This is a genomic window from Streptomyces sp. NPDC029292 (assembly GCF_055569295.1).
Genome location: NZ_JBVHXR010000008.1, coordinates 80,694 through 97,328, shown reverse-complemented (window position 1 = coordinate 97,328; position 16,635 = coordinate 80,694). Strand labels below are relative to the sequence as shown.

Sequence of the window (16,635 nt, the reverse complement as noted above, 5' to 3'; positions counted from 1 at the left end):
GTGGTTCCGCTGGTGCTAGGGGTGGGGGCTCTGTGTGCTGAGCGCCTGCACCTCGGCGTACGTCGGCACGACGCCCCGCGGCGGGCGGCCGGTCCGGATGTCCGCGACCGCGTCCAAGGCGGCGCCGAGCGCCGTCCGGTACAGGAGCGACCCGAGGCTGACCCTGCGCACTCCGAGGTCGCCGAGTTGGGCCACGGTGGGACCCAGAGGTGAGTAGAGGATGTTGAGCGGCACGTCGAGGGTTTTCACGAGGGCGGTGATGCGGGCCGCGTCGCTCAGCCCGGGGACGAACACGCCGTCGGCGCCCGCCTGTTGGTAGGCGTCGAGGCGGCGGCACGTCTCGGCCTGGCCGCCGTCGCCGAGCCAGTACGTGTCGGTGCGGGCGTTCACGAAGAGGTCCGGTACGGCGGCCTTCACCGCGGCGATCTTCGCGGCGTGCCGGTCCACGGACGCCAGACCGTCCTCAAGGTTGATGCCGACCACTCCGGCGGCGGCCAGTTCGCGCGCCAACTCCGCGACGTCGTCAGGATCTTGCCCGAACCCGTCCTCGGCGTCGACCGACAGCAGGAAGGGGGCCGGGCCGAGCTGCCGGGCGAGCCGGAACGTGGCGTCCCGGGTCGCGGCCGCCCCGTCGGGCAGACCGGCGGCAGCGGCGACACCGAGACTCGTGGTGCCGATCGCCGTGAAGCCCTGGGCGGCGAGGGCCGTCGCCGAGGCGTGGTCCCAGGCGTTGGGCAGGAGGAGCGGCACATCGGTGTGATGGAGCGCGGCGAAGGGGGTCATGCCGACTTCAGTCATGTCAACTTCAATCATGTCAACCTCCCGACGGCATCGGCGTAGTACGTCGATTCCTTGAGGTGCAGGGCAAGTTCGCGGAACGTCCAGCCCTCCCCCGGCGAGTCGTCGAGCTGTTCCTCGGTCAGCGCGGTGAGCCGGTTCGCCCAGATCCGGGCGAGCCGGGTGAGGCGGCTGCGCGCCTCGTCGAGGTCGTCCTGCGTGAAGGGCGCGAGGTCGGCTGCCGTGGTGCTCGTCGAGGCGTGCCAGTGGTCGGGCTGCGGCTGTTCGCCGACGAGGCGGGCCTCCAACTCGGCCAGGTGGTCGACGAGATGGTCGGCGACACGGCGGATCGCCTTGTGCGGGGTGTAGACGCGGTCGTCGACATGGGCGGGCTTGCCGTCCCAGGCGGTCCAGGTCGCCGCCAGGTCGAGGACGTGGTCCACCATGCTCACGACGGCTTCGACCGGGTTCTCCTGCGTTTCCTGCGAGGAATCGTTCATGGCAAGAACGCTAGATGCGGAACCCTTCGGCGCCCGCCGAACCGTACCCGTGACCAGCGAGGCGGCCCTCCCACCCCCAGCCGGCGGCTTCGAGGCAACCTTCCACCCGTCGGCGGCGACTTCGAGGCATGACAACCGCAAGACGCGCAGCAAGCGAAGGACGCACGGCCTCGCACCGCCGCCGCAGCCGTCGCCGTATCGCCCGCAAGCCCGTCGTGGGCGCGCTCGCGGCCGCGTCCCTGCTGGCCGGGGCGTGGTACGCGACGGCGACCACGACGGGCTCGGGCAGCGACGGTGGCGGCACGGCGGACAAGGTCGTGCAGGCCCGTATCTCCGGCGACCTCGCCGCCCTTCCAAACGGTTCGCTGACCTGGGCATACGCCCCTGTCACCCCGTCCTACACGAGCGCGCTCACAGGGGCTTCACCGACCACGACGACTCTGAAGATCGGCCGTCTGGAGCTCTGAAGCGGAAATGGGCCTGCGGGCCGGAGGCCCAGTTCACGCGCACGTCGTACGCCCCCTCGACCTTCACGGACACCAACTCCGTGAGGGGCAGGGGGTCCGGATCGGCGGTGAGGCGGGCGAGAGCGACGAAAAGGGTCGCTTCTTCGTCCTCCGTGGCGCCTGAAGAGCCCAACAGGCCGTGCACGGGGAGCAGTTCGGTGCGTACGCCGTCACCGGCGGCCCACCCCGTGACGCGCACCGGGGTGCCGGGAGGCGCCCCCGACACCAGGTGGGCTCGCACCTCCACCGCCCCCCGGGCGACCACGAGGCTGGTGACCCCGATGCCCTCGGAGACCGTATGACGCGACGCCACCCATCCCTCGCCCGCACCCAGCGGTTCGATGCCCGTACGGCTCGCGTCGCCCCCGACGACCACGCTGTTGTCGTAGGACGCCGACGGCTCCGTCACCGTCGGCCCCGTCACCGTCGAGTACGCGAGCCGCGTGTAGTACGGGTCGTAACGGACGTCCTCGCTCCCGTGGTTGTGGAGGCGCACCAGACCGTCGGAACTGGTCGACTGGAGGAGCCAGTTGGGCGGGTGGACGGCGGTGACCGCGTCACCCCGCTCGGTCGGGCCGGGCTCCTCCTTTGCCGTCCACACCTCGTGCTCCGGCGGCAGGAGCAGGCCGAGGAAGCCCTTGCTCGCCCAGTACGGGGACGCCGGGCCCGAATAACCTTGCAGGACCGCCTCGTTGGGTCCGTGCCAGCCGAGGGTGAGCAGGCCCCGGTCGTCGACCGCTCCCCGGTCGAGGAAGTAGCGCAGCGCGCCGGAGGCCAGCCGCCGGGTCTCGCCCGGCGGCAGGGGCGTACGTCCGGTGAGGGCGCCGAGCCACAGCGGTGCGGTGGTCGCGAAGCGGTACGTCAGGGAGCGGCCCTGGTGCATCGGGGCGCCGTCGCCGCCGAACAGGAGGGCGTAGTCGGCGAGATGGACTTCCAGTCGGCCCCCGTACAGGTCGAGCAGCCGGGTGTCGTCGGCCAGCCAGGCGTGCAGCACGGGGTACAGGTGCATGGCCCAGCCGTTGTAGTAGTCGAAGGCGCGCCCCGGGCCGTCGGTGTACCAGCCGTCGCCGACGTACCACTGCTCGATGCGGTCCAGGCCGCGGTCGATCGCGGCGCGCGAGGCGTCGGGCTCGTAGCCGATCTCCTGGAGGAAGCCGCCGACCGTCACGGGGAACAACTCCCAGTTGCAGGCCCAGGGTTCGGCCGTCAGCGCGTCGCCGAGCCACTCGGCTGCCCGCTGCCGTACGCCGTCGTCCAGGCGGTCCCACAGCAGCGGCCGGGTCAGGCGCAGCGCGAGGGCGATCGACGCGGCCTCGACGAGCGGCTGGCTTCGGTCCTCGACGCGGGGCCAGACACCGGCGGTTCCGGCGGCGAGGCCGTCCGCGTACCGCTCCAGGGCCTTCTCGTCGCGGCGGAAGGCGGCGAGGAGCAGTGTGCGCGCGTAGCCCTCCAGGCCGTCGGAGAGCCGGCCGGACCAGCTCGTGTGCTCGCCGGGGAGGTGGTAGAGCGCGCCGTCCTCGGTCGCGTACGGCGCGACGGCGGCGAGCAGCGAGTCGGCGGCCGCCTCCCAGTGGGCGCGGGTGCAGCCGGTGTACGGACTGAGCGTGCGGTCCTCGGAGACCTCAGGGGGCATCGGTCGGACTTCCTGTCTCGGTGGGCCGATCGTCTGGTACCTGGGGCGCCCCGGTTCCGGTCGGAACGCCCCAGGGGTTCATCCCACCCTCACCAGGCCCTCCGGCACCAGATGCTGGGCGACGAGTTCGTCACGGACCAGACCCGCGTACACCGTCGCGCCGTGCACCGAGGTGTGCGTGTTGTCCTTCTTCTCGTTGTAGAGGTAGATCGCCTTGGAGCCTTCGACGCCCAGGGACTCGACGAGCGCCTTGGTCTTGGCCGTGAGGTCGATGAGCGGGACGTTCTCCGCGGCGGCGACCGAGCGGATGACGGCCGGGTGGTCGACGCCCAGGCCGTTCACCAGCAATGCGGTGTTGTTGTTCAAGGTGCCGTCCGCGTTGAACCAGCGGCGGACGATGGGGGTGACGAGGACGGGCTCGCCGCCCTGTGCGCGGACGCCCGCGACGAGGGTTTCCAGGTTGGCGCGGTACGTCGGCTCGTCGGTCGTCTTGTCGTTGTGGGCGAGCTGGATGAGGACCAGGTCGTGCCTGCGGATCAGCGGCTGGACGGTCGGGAAGAGCGCCGGGGTGGCGAGGTAGGTGACCGTACTCTCGCCGGAATCCGCGTAGTTGGCGACCGAGAGGCCCTTGCGGAGGTACTGGGGCAGCTGCTGGCCCCAGCCCGAGTACGGGTCGCCGGGCTGGTCGCAAACCGTCGAGTCGCCGACCAGGAAGATCTGGCGGGTGTGGGAGCGGGCCGGGGTCACCCGGATGTCGGCCAGCGCGGGTGCCGAGCCGCCGAGGACGAGGTCCAGGCCGGGCGTGCCCTCGGGGCCGGTCGGCTCGCCCTCGGGGGTGCGGACGTTCACGGTGAAGCTGCGGGCCACCCGGTGACCCGCCTCGGTGGCGGTCTCGGGGAGCAGGGAGCGGCGGGTCTCGCCGCTGATGGCGGTACTGGCCGCGGTGTCGCCGCCGAGGACCACACGGACGTCGTACGTGCCGGGCGCGACGTCGAAGTGACAGGCGGTCGCGGTGCAGTTCTCCGGGCCCAGGGCAGACCGCCCCTCGCCTGCCTGCGCCGGTGTGACCGAGAGCGCGGCGGCGGCGGTGAGCGCCACCAGCACGGCGATATTGAAACGTCTCATGTGCGGCTCCTCCAACAGGGCGACAAGACCTGGCCGCTGGACCGTACCGCTCCGGGCAAGCGCTTTCTAGTCCGCGGCTCAATTTCACGTGATTGCCAACTCCCAGCGCGCGAAAGCCCTTTCGCGAAATCGATTCAACTGTCACGCTGCGAGGCACCCGCACCCCCACACCTCCCGAAGGAGGCACCCCCCATGTCCGGATCCGCTCCCAGACCGGTCCGCCGCCGCACCTTCGTTCTCGGCACCGCTGCCGCCGCCAGCTCGGCCGCACTCGCCGGCCCGTTGGCGCCGACGGCGAGCGCGGCGAGCTTCGGCTACACGGACGACGGTTCGAACTACGTCATCGACACCGGCGCCAACCTTGTCTTCAAGGTCAGCAAGACCAACGGCGACCTGACCTCGCTCGTCTACCGCGGCACCGAGTACCAGGGCTACGGCGGCAAGAACTCGCACGTCGAGTCGGGGCTCGGCACCTCCACCGTGACGATCGCGCAGTCCGGTTCGACGATCCTGGTCTCCGTCGCGTACGGCACGCTCAAGCACTACTACGCGGCCCGCAGCGGCGAGAACAACGTCTACCTGTGGACCAACAAGGCGGACGACTCGGTCAGCGCGACCCGCTACATCGTGCGCGTCAAGGCGGGCCTGTTCCTCAACGACGAGCCCGACTCCTACACGTACGCGCCCACCACCATCGAGTCCGCGGACGTGTTCGCGAAGGCCGACGGCCAGACCCGCTCCAAGCACTACTCGAAGCTGCGCGTCAGCGACTACAACTACATCGGCTGGACCACCGGCAGCGTCGGCCTGTATGTCGTCCGCTCCAACCACGAGAAGGCCTCCGGCGGCCCGTTCTACCGCTCCCTGCTGCGCCACCAGAGCGCGGACGGCGGCGGTCTGTACGAGATCCTGTACTACGGCGAGAACCAGACCGAGGCCCAGCGCTTCGGCCTCCAGGGCCCCTACGTCATCGCCTTCACGGACGGCGGCGCGCCCTCGTCGGCGCTGTACCCGGGGACCCTGACCACCTCCTGGGCGGACTCCCTCGGCATCTCCGGGTACGTCGCCGCGAGCGGCCGGGGCAGGGTCGCGGGTGTCGGCATCACCGGCCGCGACACCGCGTACCCGTACACGGTCGGGCTCGCCAACTCGGCCGCGCAGTACTGGGGTTCGGCACGGGCCTCCGACGGCTACTTCTCGATCGCGGGCGTGCTGCCGGGGACGTACACGCTCACCGTCTTCAAGGACGAACTCGCCGTCTACACGACCTCGGTGACGGTCACGGCCGGCGCCACGACCACCCTCAACACGATCGCCGTCCCCTCCTCGAACGACCCGAGCAACGCGAGCGCCATCTGGCGGATCGGCGACTGGACCGGCACCCCCAGCGGCTTCAAGAACGCGGCGCTGATGACGTACGCCCACCCCTCCGACCCCCGTGCCTCCTCCTGGACCGGCAACGTGGTGATCGGCAGCGGCACCGAGACCGCGTCCTTCCCCGCCTACATCTGGAAGGACGTCAACAGCGGTCTGCTCGTCTACTTCAAGCTGACCGCCGCCCAGGCCGCCGCCGCGCACACCCTGCGGATCGGCGTGACGACGGCCTACGCGAACGGCCGCCCGCAGGTCACCGTCAACAGCTGGGTGTCGTCGATCCCGTCACCGCCAACCCAGCCGAGCACCCGGTCCCTGACGGTCGGTTCGTACCGGGGCAACAACAACACGTTCACCTACAACGTTCCGGCCAGCGCCTGGCTCACGGACACCAGCCAGTACAACGTGCTGAAGATCGACGTGGTGAGCGGTTCGGGGACGACGGCCTACCTGAGCGCGGGGACGTCGATCGACGCGCTGGATCTGCTCGCGTGAGCACCCGCCGAGCGCTCTCCCTCGTCGGCGGCACCGCGGCGGCCCTCGGGCTCGCCGTGGTGCCGCCGGCCACCCCGGCGCAGGCCGCCACCACGCTCACGGTCGCCAAAGACGGCTCGGGTACGTACACCACCGTGCAGGCGGCCGTCGACGCGGCCTCGGCGGGCGACACGATCTCCATCGGCAAAGGGACCTACACGGAGATCGTCAAGGTGCCCACCGGCAAAACGGGGCTGACTATCACGGGGGCCACCGGCAACGCCGAGGACGTCGTCATCACCTATGACCGGGCGGCCGGTTACACCGACTCCAGTGGCAACAAGTTCGGCACCGCGGGGAGTTCGGTGGCGACCTTCTCGGCGAGCGGTCTCACCGTCACCGGGGTCACGGTCCAGAACACCTTCGACAGGTCCGCCCATCCGGAGATCACCGACACCCAGGCCGTGGCGATCACCGCACAGGGTGACCGGCAGACGTTCACCAACGACCGGTTCATCGGCCACCAGGACACGGTCCTCAACTGGGCGCCGTCCGCGACCGGTCAGTACCGGCAGTACTTCTCCTCGTCCTTCATCGCCGGCGACGTCGACTTCGTCTTCGGCAACGCGACCGCCGTCTACGACCGCGTGAACATCCAACTGCGCGACTCGGGCGCGGCGGCGGGCGGACTCAACGGCTTCCTGGCCGCGCCCAACACCAACTCGGCGAAGACGTACGGGATGCTGATCACCGGTAGCACCGTGTCCAGCTCGGCGGCGGCCAACACGTACTACCTGGGCCGCCCCTGGCACCCGACGTCGGACGCCGTGGGCCAGCTGGTGATCCGTGAGACCGCGCTGCCGGCGGCGGTGAAGATCGCCGGGCCGTGGACCGACATGAGCGGCTACTCGTGGAAGAACGCCCGCTTCTTCGAGTACAGGAACACGGGTGCCGGTGCGACGGTGAACTCCAACCGCCCGCAGCTCACCGACTCCCAGGCCGCGAACTACACGGCCCAGAAGTATCTGGCGGGCACGGACGGCTGGAACCCCGTCCGGTAGGTCAACCAGTGCGCGTCCACTGCTGGTTCGTCGCCCCGTTGCAGGTGTACGTGATGATGGCGGCGGAGTTGGCGGTGGACGCGCCGGACACGTCCAGGCATTCGCCGCTCGCGCGGGACTTGAGGCTGACATAGCTGCCCGACGTGGTCACCGACCACTGCTGCGTGGTCGCGACGGCGCAGTTCTCCTGGGTGACATTGGTGGCGTTCTCGGTGAGGCACAGGGAGCTGCCCCGGCCCATCAGCTCGTAGTAGCCGCTGCCGACGGACTTGAACCAGAACTTCTGGTTGTTGCCGCTGTTGCAGGTGTACTGGCTGAGCGCGACGCCCGCGAGCAGGGACTGGTTGGGGACGTCGGCGCACTTGGCGGAGTGCCGGGCCGTCAGCGTCTCGTACGTGGCGCTGGTCCCGCTGATCGTCCCGGCCGCCGTGTCGAGGGTGACCTCCGGGTACCAGCTCATGCTCAGGCTGGTCGAGGTCGGGAAGGTCAGCGGCAGCCAGACGTAACGGGAGTCGTTGACGGTGCCGCCGAAGGAGTTGCCCCAGCGGTCGCCCAGGTAGAGGTACGAGGTGCCCGAAGTGCCCTGCACGGGAAGGACGTACGCGGTCTGCGAGCCGTACGCCGTCGAGTCGCCGACGTTCGTCATCGCGGTCCAGGGACCGGCGAGCGAGGTGGCGGTCGCGTACTGCTGCTGGTTGGGGCTCCAGCCCGTGGCCGCCGACGTCAGCATGAAGTAGACGCCGTTGCGCTTGAAGAGGGCCGGGGCCTCGCGGTGGCCGCCGTGCCAGGGGTCGGCGACCAGGCTGTCGATGCCCGTGTAGTCGGCGGTGAGTTTGTAGATCTGGAGGTCGTAGTTCTCACGGGCGGCCGAGACCATGTAGCCGGTGCCGTCCGTGTCCACGAACACCGTGATGTCGCGGGACATGTACTGGCCGAGCGGCTGGAAGCTGCCCTGCCAGGTGTAGTTGCCGTCCACGGTGTCCGAGACGGCGACGGCGGCCCGCGCCTCGCTGTAGTCCGTGCCGTTCTCCTTGTGCATCCACATCACGAACTTGCCGGTGGACGCGTTGTACATGACCTTCGGTCGCTCGATGTTGGCGCTCGCGAGCTCTGAGCTGCTCGACTGGGTCAGGACGTGGTTGCGGAACTCCCAGTTCTTCAGGTCGGTGGAGCGGTAGGCGTCGACGTACTTGAAGGTGTTGTCGGCGTTGCGGTCCTCGCCGAACCAGTAGTAGTAGCTGCCGACCTTGATGACCCCGCCGCCGTGTGCGTGTACGGGGCTGCCCGAAGTGTCCGTGAACTGGGTGCCGTTGGTGATGGTCTGAGCCGCCGCCTGGGCGGGTCCCGCGATCGTGAGGGCGCCGGCGAAAGCGAGACAGAGGGCCACGAGGACCGCGTACACACGTCTCATGTACACACTCTCCTTCAGTTCGGTGAAGTGGCGGGCAGTCCCGAAAGTCCGGAAACGAAGCTTTGACGGTGACTGGTGTCCGATATTTCGTACGTCATCTGTTATTCCGAACGCCGAAAAGGTAAGGGTGTGTTACGGGGAGGTCAACGGGTCGGGCGAGACAAAGATGGACGCGAGATTTCTGTTATCGGCTCGGCGTCCCGGCCGTCTCCGACGATGTGCGCAGCCATACCCAGAAAAAAGCAGCAGCCGCCGCGGGAGTCCTGGCGGCGGTCGCCCTCACGCTCACCGCCCCCACCGCGACCGCCGCCGGAACCGGCGCCGGGGACATCACCGCCGACGTGCTCGCCGGCCGCGACGTGACGCTCACCGGCGACGCGGTGGTGACCGTGCCCGCCGGGACGACGACGTACGGCGGCGTCCTGCGCGGTGAGGGCACGCTCACCGTGCGCGGCACCGGGACCCTGATCCTGACCAGGGACAGCGACTTCACGCTGCCCGTGTCCCGGCAGCGGCAGACCGTGAAGACACAGGGCGGCAACCACCCGTACACCACGGTCGGGAACCCCGATCCGCCCGCGGTCACGGTGGAGCGCGGCGCGACCCTCCAGTACGGCACGGGCGGCGGTACGGGCCTGATCGGCCACTTCCCGTACAGCACTCCGGGTTATCAGCTGAACCAGCTGAACGTCCGGGTCGACGGCACCCTGCGCCTGTCCCTGACCCGCACCTTCAACATTGGCACGATCAGCGGCTCGGGCCTGGTCACCCAGCCCCGCAACATGTGGGGCACGCTCGACCTGGCCGGAACCCACCCTTTCTCAGGGGTCATCGACAACGGTACGGGCATGGCGGTGGGCCGCCCCGAGTACCCGGTGGCGCTCCCGAACGCCCGCGCCATCCTCAACCAGGGCTCCTGGATCATCGACACCCCGCTGTACCAGACGATCACCCTGCGCCAGAACTTCTACCAGCGCGCGTACGGCAGCGACGTCAACGTGCACACGCGGCCCGGCGGCAAGGTGGTGCTCACCGGGCAGTACAGCTACAGCGACCAGGGCGGCGACACCAACCCCTCGCTCAGCGACCCCGGCATCAACTGGCGCAAGCTCGCCCATGACGTGAACAAGCGGGGCACCAACATCGAGGGCGCGAACGTCCAGTGGGGCGACGGCACGACCCACCAGATCTTCATGCCGGGGACCAAGGACACCGTCTACATCAACCTGCACGAGGCGAGCGGGCGGCGCTCCCTGCTGACGTTCGCCTACGACGGGCCGGTCACGCTGGGCGCCCCCATCGGCGGCGGCAAGTACCACGACACGCTGGCCGCGCCCGGCGCCGGGGACGTCGTGATCAAGGGGACGCGGGGCAACGACGTCACCTTCGCGGCGAAGCAGTACTACGACGGGTCGACGACGATCGAGAAGGGGGCCGTGCTGCGCCTCGGCTCGGGGGAAGCAGGGGGCGACGGCTCACTGATGACGGGTACGGCGCGTCGGCGCGTGCTGAACGACGGCACGCTCATCGTCCGCAACACGTCAACTCCCGTATCACTGTCCCGACTTGGCGGCAGCGGTGGGCTCACCCAGTCGGGCGCCGCGACGACGACACTGACGGGCGGCGCGGTGACGTACACCGGAACGACGACGGTCACGAAGGGCACGCTCGCCCTGGCCGGAGGTGCCTCGCTGACACACAGCAAGGCCATCCGGCTCACCTCGGCCGGGGCGCGGCTGGACGCACGCACGACGGGACTGCGGGTGACGACGTCCCTCACCGGCAAGGGCGCGGTGAGGGGCTCGGTGACGAACGAGGGCGTGGTCGCGGGCGCCCTCACCGTGAGCGGCGACTACACCCAGCTCGCCCAGGGCACGCTGGTCCTCCGCGACAAGCCCTTGAAGGTGACCGGCGCGGTCCGCCTCGCCGGTGACCTCGATCTTTCGTCCGCCGGGACCGACTCCGCGCGCGAGATCACCGTTCTCGACCACGCGGGCCACGCGAAGACGACCGGCGCCTTCACCCACCTTCCCGAGGGCACCGCCCTCAAGCTCGCCGACACGACGTATCGCATCAGCTATCGGGGCGGTGACGGCAACGACGTGGTCCTGAAGGCCACGTCGAAGCACCGGGCCGCGAGTCCGTCCGCCTCCGCCGCTCCGTCCGTCAAACACACCGCCCTCGCCAAGAGCGACACCTCCCGGGCCTGGTGGCCCTTCCTGCTCCTACCGATGCTGCTCGGCGCGCTCGCCGTGCCGTCGGCTCGGCGCCGGCGGGCACGGCGCCGCGGCGGACGCCGACACGCTGTGTCGAGGTGAGCTGGGAGGGTTTTTCGCCCCGGCCGGGGAAAGATTCAGCCCCTCCGGCGTTTGAGGAGCGGAGTCTGGAGCGGAGCCCCAGGACGGGACGGGTAGGGGCGGCGGGGGCGAAAGACCATGTCGGTGTCCGCATCCCATATCGTGGGCTAAATGTTCATCTAGTGGACGCAATGAGGCCTCGGAGCCCGCATCGACTAGCGTCATGACATGAGCAGCAACACCTCCCGCACCCTCGCCGACGCCCTCTCGGCCGGAACGGTCGTCCTCGACGGCGGTATGTCCAACCAGCTCGAATCGGCCGGTCACGACCTGAGCGACGAACTGTGGTCGGCGCGGCTGCTCGCCGAGCGGCCCGAGGCGATCATCGAGGCGCATCTCGGCTACTTCGAGGCGGGCGCGGACGTAGCGATCACGTCCAGCTACCAGGCGACCTTCGAGGGCTTCGCCAAGCGCGGCATCCCGCATGAGCGGGCCGCCGAACTCCTCGGCCTCAGTGTCGAGTTGGCACGCGAGGCCGCCCGGCGCGCCCACGCGAAGGGCGTCACGCGGCCACTGTGGGTGGCCGCGTCCGTCGGCCCGTACGGGGCGATGCTCGCGGACGGCTCGGAGTACCGGGGACGGTACGGGCTGAGCGTCGACGAACTGGAGCGGTTCCACCGCCCCCGCCTGGAGGTGCTGGCCGCCGCCGCGCCCGACGTGCTGGCCCTGGAGACCGTGCCGGACGCCGACGAGGCGCAGGCGCTGCTGCGTGCCGTACGCGGCCTCGGTGTACCGGCCTGGCTGTCGTACACCGTCGCCGGCGACCGCACGCGGGCCGGGCAGCCCTTGGAAGAGGCCTTCGCCCTGGCCGCCGACGCCGACGAGATCATCGCGGTCGGCGTGAACTGCTGCGCCCCCGAGGACGTGGACGGCGCGGTCGCGACCGCCGCGCGGGTGACCGGCAAGCCGGTCGTGGTCTACCCGAACAGCGGCGAGGCCTGGGACGCGGAGGCCCGCGCGTGGACCGGACGGTCCTCCTTCACCGCCGAGCAGGTCGACGGGTGGTACCAGGGCGGGGCGCGGTTGATCGGCGGGTGCTGCCGGGTGGGGCCGGGGGCGATCGCGGGGATCGCGGAGTCGCTCGGACGCTGAGACCCGGAGGCGCTGGGACGCGGAGTCGTTGGGGCGCGGAGTCGTTGGGGCGCGGAGTCGTTGGGGCGCTGGAAGGCGCAGTGGCTTGGCCGCTGAGGCGCTGACGCGCTGAGGCTCGCGTAACTCCTGTGAAGCACGGGCTCAATGGGGACTTCACGGCCGGGTGATGAAGTCCCCACCTGACCGTGCGACAACCCAGGAGGTCCGCTTGAGCGACGTACAACCGCCCACTCAGGAACAGTTGGACGCCTACGTACGGACGCGTCTCACGCTCGCCGGATTCGATCTCGCCCTGCTGCCCGAACAGTACGACCCGGACACCGGGGTACCGACCCGGGACCAAGTACTCGCTTCCCTGAGGTCGTTCGTGGCCTCCACCCCCGGTGCGATATCCGGGTGGACCCCGCCCGCGGCGAGTCCCGGGTACGCGCAACAGGCCTCGCCTCCCCTCATCTATCCCTCCATCACGGAGGCTTGGACCGGGAAGGCGGGCGCCTGATGAGCAGATCCCTCAACCGCCGTATTTTTCTGGCGAGTTCGGCGGCCGTGGCGAGCGGAGTCGCCCTGCGGACGGCGACTCCCGCGAGCGCGTCGACAGCACCCCGGGTCCCCGACATCGACGTACGCCAGGCGGCCCTGCACGACCCCTCCGAGGCCACCCTCGCCGAGGCCGTCGTCCTGATGCGGCGCGGAAAACTCACCTCGACGACCCTCACCGAGGCCTACCTCGACCGGATCCAGCGCTACGACGCGACCTATCAGGCGTACGCGGAGGTGACCGGCGACGCGGCGCTCACGGCGGCCCGGAAGGCGGACCGGGGGCAGGGAGTACGGGGCGTCCTGCGCGGAATCCCGCTGTGCATCAAGGACAACTACTTCACCCAGGGCGTGCCGACGCGCTGCAACTCCCTCATCTTCGAGGACTTCGTGCCGGACGAGGACGCCACGGCCGTGGCCCGGCTGAAGGCGGCCGGGGGCATCGTCCTCGGCAAGGGACAGATGGGGCCGCTCGCCACCACCCGCGCCACCAAGCCGAACGGGACGGTGACCACGGTCAACGCCTGGACGCCCGAGGACCCGGCCGTCGACCCGGGCGGCTCCTCGACGGGGCCCGCCTGCTCGGTGGCCGCGCGGCTGGCGTCCTCGTCGATCGGCACACAGACCGGCGGCTCCATCGTGCTGCCCTCCAACCAGCAGAACCTGACCGGCCTGAAGCCCACCATGGGCCGGGTGTCGATCCACGGCGTGATTCCGCTGTCCTTCACCCGCGACCACTCGGGCCCGCTGGCCCGTGACGCCATGGACGCGGCGCTCATGCTCCAGGTCATGGCGGGTCCGGACGCCCAGGATCCGCGCACGCTCGGGCTGCCGGACGTACCGGATCTGGTCCGGGCCGCGACGCCCGTCGTCTCGCGCGACGGAGCGGTACGGATGCGGCGGGCGACGCGGATCGGCGTGCCGTCCGACTTCCTGAGCGCGCAGAAGGAGCTGCGCGGGGCCCTCCTCGACCGGCTCGACGCGATCGCGGGCGTCACGCTCGTCGACATCACGTATCCCGCCGACTGGACCCTGCTGACCGGCACCTTCAACGCGGCCCGGCTCGCCGAGCGCACCGAGCCCTTCCGGCACTGGCTGCGCACGGACCCGGCCAGGTTCGGTGTCTCGCTGCTGAGTTGGCTCCAGGGCCTGATGCTCTCGGGCGACGAGTGGATCACCGCCCAGCGTGCCAAGAACCATCTGCTGCGGGAGGTTCTCGACGGGCTCATGGACCGCTGCGACGTGCTGTTGCAGACCGGTCCCGTGCCGTTCGACATCCTCGGGCTGCCGGAGATCGCCTTCCCCATCGGCTTCGACGCGGACGGCGTGCCCGTCGGTGCGATCCTCGGCGGTCAACCGTACGAGGAGGACCGGCTGTTGGAGGTGGCCGCCGCGTATCAGGCGGTCACCGACTGGCATACGCGCCGGCCGGCCGATCCGGTCTCCGCTCAGCTGAGAGCCGCGACCGCCCGGCCCCGGATCTCGGCCGAGGAGGCGGCCGCCGCTTCCGCGTGAGTCAGCCGTGGCGCAGCACCGTCGTCGTCGGCTTTCGAATTACCCGCCCCTCGTCCTGCGCCGCTCCCGCTGCTAGCCTCCGGCTCGGGAACCGGTTGCCTCAGGTGTTGCCGCACTTCCCGAGGGGGGCGGCCCCGGTGGCGGAGAAGCGCCGGCCGGGGTGGAGGGAAGGGGCAAGGAATGACGAGGAAGAGCACGACGGACGCCGGGAACCGCCACACGATCCGGGATGTGGCGGCCCGTGCGGGGGTGTCGGCGTCGACGGTGTCGCGGGTGCTCGGCGGTGAGTACCCGGTGAGCACGACGACCCGTACGAGGGTGCTGCGGGCGGTCCGTGACCTGGACTATGTCGCGGACGCCCGCGCCAAGGCGATCGCGGGGGTCGGCACACCCACGCTCGCCTTCGTCCTCGACGACATCACCGGCCCCTCGTTCGCGCACATGGCGCACGGCGTGGAGCGCGAGGCGACCCGGCTCGGGCATCTGTGCCTGGTGTGCAGCACCGACGGGGATGCCGAACACCAGCTGGAGTTCATCGAGATGATGCGCGCCCAGCGGGCCGCCGCGGTGATCCTGGTCGGCGGCGCCACCGACACGGCCGAGTACCGCGAGCGGATGGCCCGGATTGCCGACTCCCTGGCATCCGCCGGGTCACGGCTCGTACTGTGCGGGCGGCCGCCGCTCGCGCCCGGAACGCCGGTCACGGTCATCGAGTACGACAATGAGGGCGGCGCCTACGCCCTGTGCGCGCACGTCCTCGCCCAGGGGCACCTGCGCGTCCTCTTCCTCGGGGGCAAGGGGGACAACACCACGTCCCAGGGCCGCGAGCGCGGCTATCTCGCCGCCCACCGGGCACGGGGCCTCGAACCCGACCCGGCGCTGCGCCTGTACGGCGACTTCACCCGCGACTCCGGCCACCGTCTGATGCGCCAAGCCCTGGCGCAGGGGCTGGAGTTCACCGCCGTGATGGCCTCCACCGACATGGTCGCGTCGGGTGCGCTCACCGCCCTCCACGAGGCGGGCCTGCGCGTCCCCACCGACGTCTCCCTCGCGGGCTACGACGACATCCCCTTCGCCCGCGACCTCCACCCCCCGCTCACCACCGTCCACGTCCCCTACGAGGAACTCGGCCGCCTCGCCGTCCGCACCGCCCTCGGCCGCACCCCCGACGCCCCGAACGAACACCTGCTGCTGGGGACGCATGTGGTCGTGCGTGATTCGGTGGCGGGGGTGGGAGTGGGAGTGGGGATGGAAGGCGGGGGGCGGTGAATGCGGGCGCGGCTCGCACAGGGGGTCGTCGGATCGGGGCGGGGGCCGAAGAACGGGGACGGTATGGGTGGGGTGCGATCACTCTGTGTGACCTGGGCGGCCGTGCTGTGGCGGCTGCCCACGCTCGCCCCGCTGTGGGGAGTGAGCGTGCCCGCGCCGGCCCTGCACCGGATGTTCAGATGAGGCGGTGGCCGCCGTCGGCGTGCAACACCGTCGCGGTGATGAACCTGTTGCGCATCAGCGCCAGGAAGGCCTCGGCGATGTCGTGAGGGGTGCCGATCCGGCCGACCGGCAGCCGCTGCGCCATCGCGTCGAGCCGTGCCCGCTTGCCGTCGCCGGCGATGGTGTCCCAGATGGGGGTGTCGACCCAGCCGGGTGACAGTGCGTTCACGCGGATCGGTGCGAGCTCCAGGGCGAGTGCATAAGTGAGCGAGGACAAGGCGCCGTTGACCGCAGCGACCATCGAGCCGCCGGGGGCGGGACGGTGGGCGGCGATCCCCGAGGTGAAGGTGATCGATCCGTCGGGGGTGAGGCGCGGCGCGGCGTACTTGGCGAGCAGCACGGCGCCGATCAGCTTGGATTCGATGAGGCCGCGTCCCGCCTCGATGTCGAAGGAGGTGATCGGCTGATAGGCGCCGGTGGCGTCGGCCGCGGTGAGGACCACGTGGTCGATCTCGCCCACCGTCTTGAACAACCGCTCGGCGTCGGCCTCCTCGGTGATGTCGGCGCCGACGATACGTAGCCGACCGCTTCCGTGCGGATGCCGATCGCCCCCGTGCGGGAGCCGATCACCCACGGGCAGGTGGCGATCACTCTCGCGCAGGTGCCGTTCGGCCGCGGCGAGCCGTTCCAGGGAGCGGCCGACAATCGTGACGTCGGCGCCGTCGGCGAGCGCGCTCTCGGCCAGGGCCAGGCCCATTCCGGAGCTGCCGCCGACGATGACGATGCGCTCAGAAGTGCCGCCAGGTGTGGTACCAGGTGTGGTGTCAGGTGCAGACATGCCG

Annotated in this window: 14 protein-coding genes; 8 read left to right on the top strand and 6 right to left on the bottom strand. The window is 70.5% G+C overall.

What is annotated here, in order from left to right:
* Window positions 1–15: 15 nt before the first annotated feature.
* A complete protein-coding gene (locus ACZ4WS_RS19210) occupies window positions 16–798 on the bottom strand; it encodes an isocitrate lyase/PEP mutase family protein (protein ID WP_467981849.1) in 783 nt (260 codons plus the stop codon).
* An 11-nt stretch (window positions 799–809) separates the two neighbouring features.
* On the bottom strand, window positions 810–1,277 hold the full coding sequence (locus ACZ4WS_RS19205; RefSeq protein ID WP_467981848.1) for a hypothetical protein: 468 nt from the start codon (window positions 1,275–1,277) through the stop codon (window positions 810–812).
* Window positions 1,278–1,405: 128 nt separating this feature from the next.
* Between ACZ4WS_RS19205 and ACZ4WS_RS19200 the strand changes: the two genes are divergently transcribed.
* A complete protein-coding gene (locus ACZ4WS_RS19200) occupies window positions 1,406–1,744 on the top strand; it encodes a hypothetical protein (RefSeq protein ID WP_467981846.1) in 339 nt (112 codons plus the stop codon).
* Here ACZ4WS_RS19200 and ACZ4WS_RS19195 read toward each other — a convergent pair.
* Together ACZ4WS_RS19195 and ACZ4WS_RS19190 are read right to left on the bottom strand one after the other, a co-directional pair.
* Window positions 1,689–3,416, bottom strand: coding sequence for a DUF2264 domain-containing protein (locus ACZ4WS_RS19195; protein WP_467981844.1), 1,728 nt, complete (start codon window positions 3,414–3,416; stop codon window positions 1,689–1,691). The two genes, ACZ4WS_RS19200 and ACZ4WS_RS19195, sit on opposite strands and share 56 nt — an antisense overlap.
* Window positions 3,417–3,494: 78 nt before the next feature.
* Window positions 3,495–4,541: a rhamnogalacturonan acetylesterase gene (locus tag ACZ4WS_RS19190; RefSeq protein WP_467981842.1), complete on the bottom strand. Its 1,047-nt coding sequence runs from the start codon at window positions 4,539–4,541 to the stop codon at window positions 3,495–3,497.
* A 192-nt stretch (window positions 4,542–4,733) separates the two neighbouring features.
* On the opposite strand from ACZ4WS_RS19190, the gene ACZ4WS_RS19185 reads away from it, so the two are divergent.
* Window positions 4,734–6,410, top strand: a complete 1,677-nt coding sequence (locus ACZ4WS_RS19185) for a rhamnogalacturonan lyase B N-terminal domain-containing protein (protein WP_467981840.1) — start codon at window positions 4,734–4,736, stop codon at window positions 6,408–6,410.
* Window positions 6,407–7,450, top strand: a complete 1,044-nt coding sequence (locus ACZ4WS_RS19180; RefSeq protein ID WP_467981838.1) for a pectinesterase family protein — start codon at window positions 6,407–6,409, stop codon at window positions 7,448–7,450. The genes ACZ4WS_RS19185 and ACZ4WS_RS19180 overlap by 4 nt, the downstream gene beginning before the upstream one ends.
* Before the next feature lies 1 nt (window position 7,451).
* Here ACZ4WS_RS19180 and ACZ4WS_RS19175 read toward each other — a convergent pair whose 3' ends face one another.
* Window positions 7,452–8,861 carry an RICIN domain-containing protein gene (locus ACZ4WS_RS19175; protein WP_467981836.1) on the bottom strand — a complete coding sequence of 470 codons (1,410 nt, stop codon included), beginning with the start codon at window positions 8,859–8,861 and terminating at the stop codon, window positions 7,452–7,454.
* Window positions 8,862–9,079: 218 nt separating this feature from the next.
* Here ACZ4WS_RS19175 and ACZ4WS_RS19170 point away from each other — a divergent pair, with 218 nt between their 5' ends.
* The 5 genes from ACZ4WS_RS19170 (at window position 9,080) to ACZ4WS_RS19150 (ending at window position 15,631) form a co-directional block, all read left to right on the top strand.
* Window positions 9,080–11,179 (top strand): autotransporter, encoded by a 2,100-nt coding sequence (locus ACZ4WS_RS19170; protein ID WP_467981834.1) that lies wholly within the window; start codon window positions 9,080–9,082, stop codon window positions 11,177–11,179.
* Between the two features lie 207 nt (window positions 11,180–11,386).
* Window positions 11,387–12,310, top strand: a complete 924-nt coding sequence (gene mmuM, locus ACZ4WS_RS19165; RefSeq protein WP_467981832.1) for a homocysteine S-methyltransferase — start codon at window positions 11,387–11,389, stop codon at window positions 12,308–12,310.
* A gap of 208 nt (window positions 12,311–12,518) precedes the next feature.
* Window positions 12,519–12,809, top strand: coding sequence for a hypothetical protein (locus tag ACZ4WS_RS19160; protein ID WP_467981830.1), 291 nt, complete (start codon window positions 12,519–12,521; stop codon window positions 12,807–12,809).
* The gene (locus ACZ4WS_RS19155; protein WP_467981829.1) at window positions 12,809–14,362 is read left to right on the top strand and encodes an amidase; all 1,554 of its coding nucleotides are present in this window, start codon (window positions 12,809–12,811) and stop codon (window positions 14,360–14,362) included. Before ACZ4WS_RS19160 ends, ACZ4WS_RS19155 begins: the two co-directional genes overlap by 1 nt.
* 180 nt (window positions 14,363–14,542) lie before the next feature.
* Window positions 14,543–15,631 carry a LacI family DNA-binding transcriptional regulator gene (locus tag ACZ4WS_RS19150; protein ID WP_467981828.1) on the top strand — a complete coding sequence of 363 codons (1,089 nt, stop codon included), beginning with the start codon at window positions 14,543–14,545 and terminating at the stop codon, window positions 15,629–15,631.
* A 175-nt stretch (window positions 15,632–15,806) separates the two neighbouring features.
* Here ACZ4WS_RS19150 and ACZ4WS_RS19145 read toward each other — a convergent pair whose 3' ends face one another.
* The gene (locus tag ACZ4WS_RS19145; protein ID WP_467981827.1) at window positions 15,807–16,631 is read right to left on the bottom strand and encodes an SDR family oxidoreductase; all 825 of its coding nucleotides are present in this window, start codon (window positions 16,629–16,631) and stop codon (window positions 15,807–15,809) included.
* Between the last annotated feature and the right edge of the window lie 4 nt (window positions 16,632–16,635).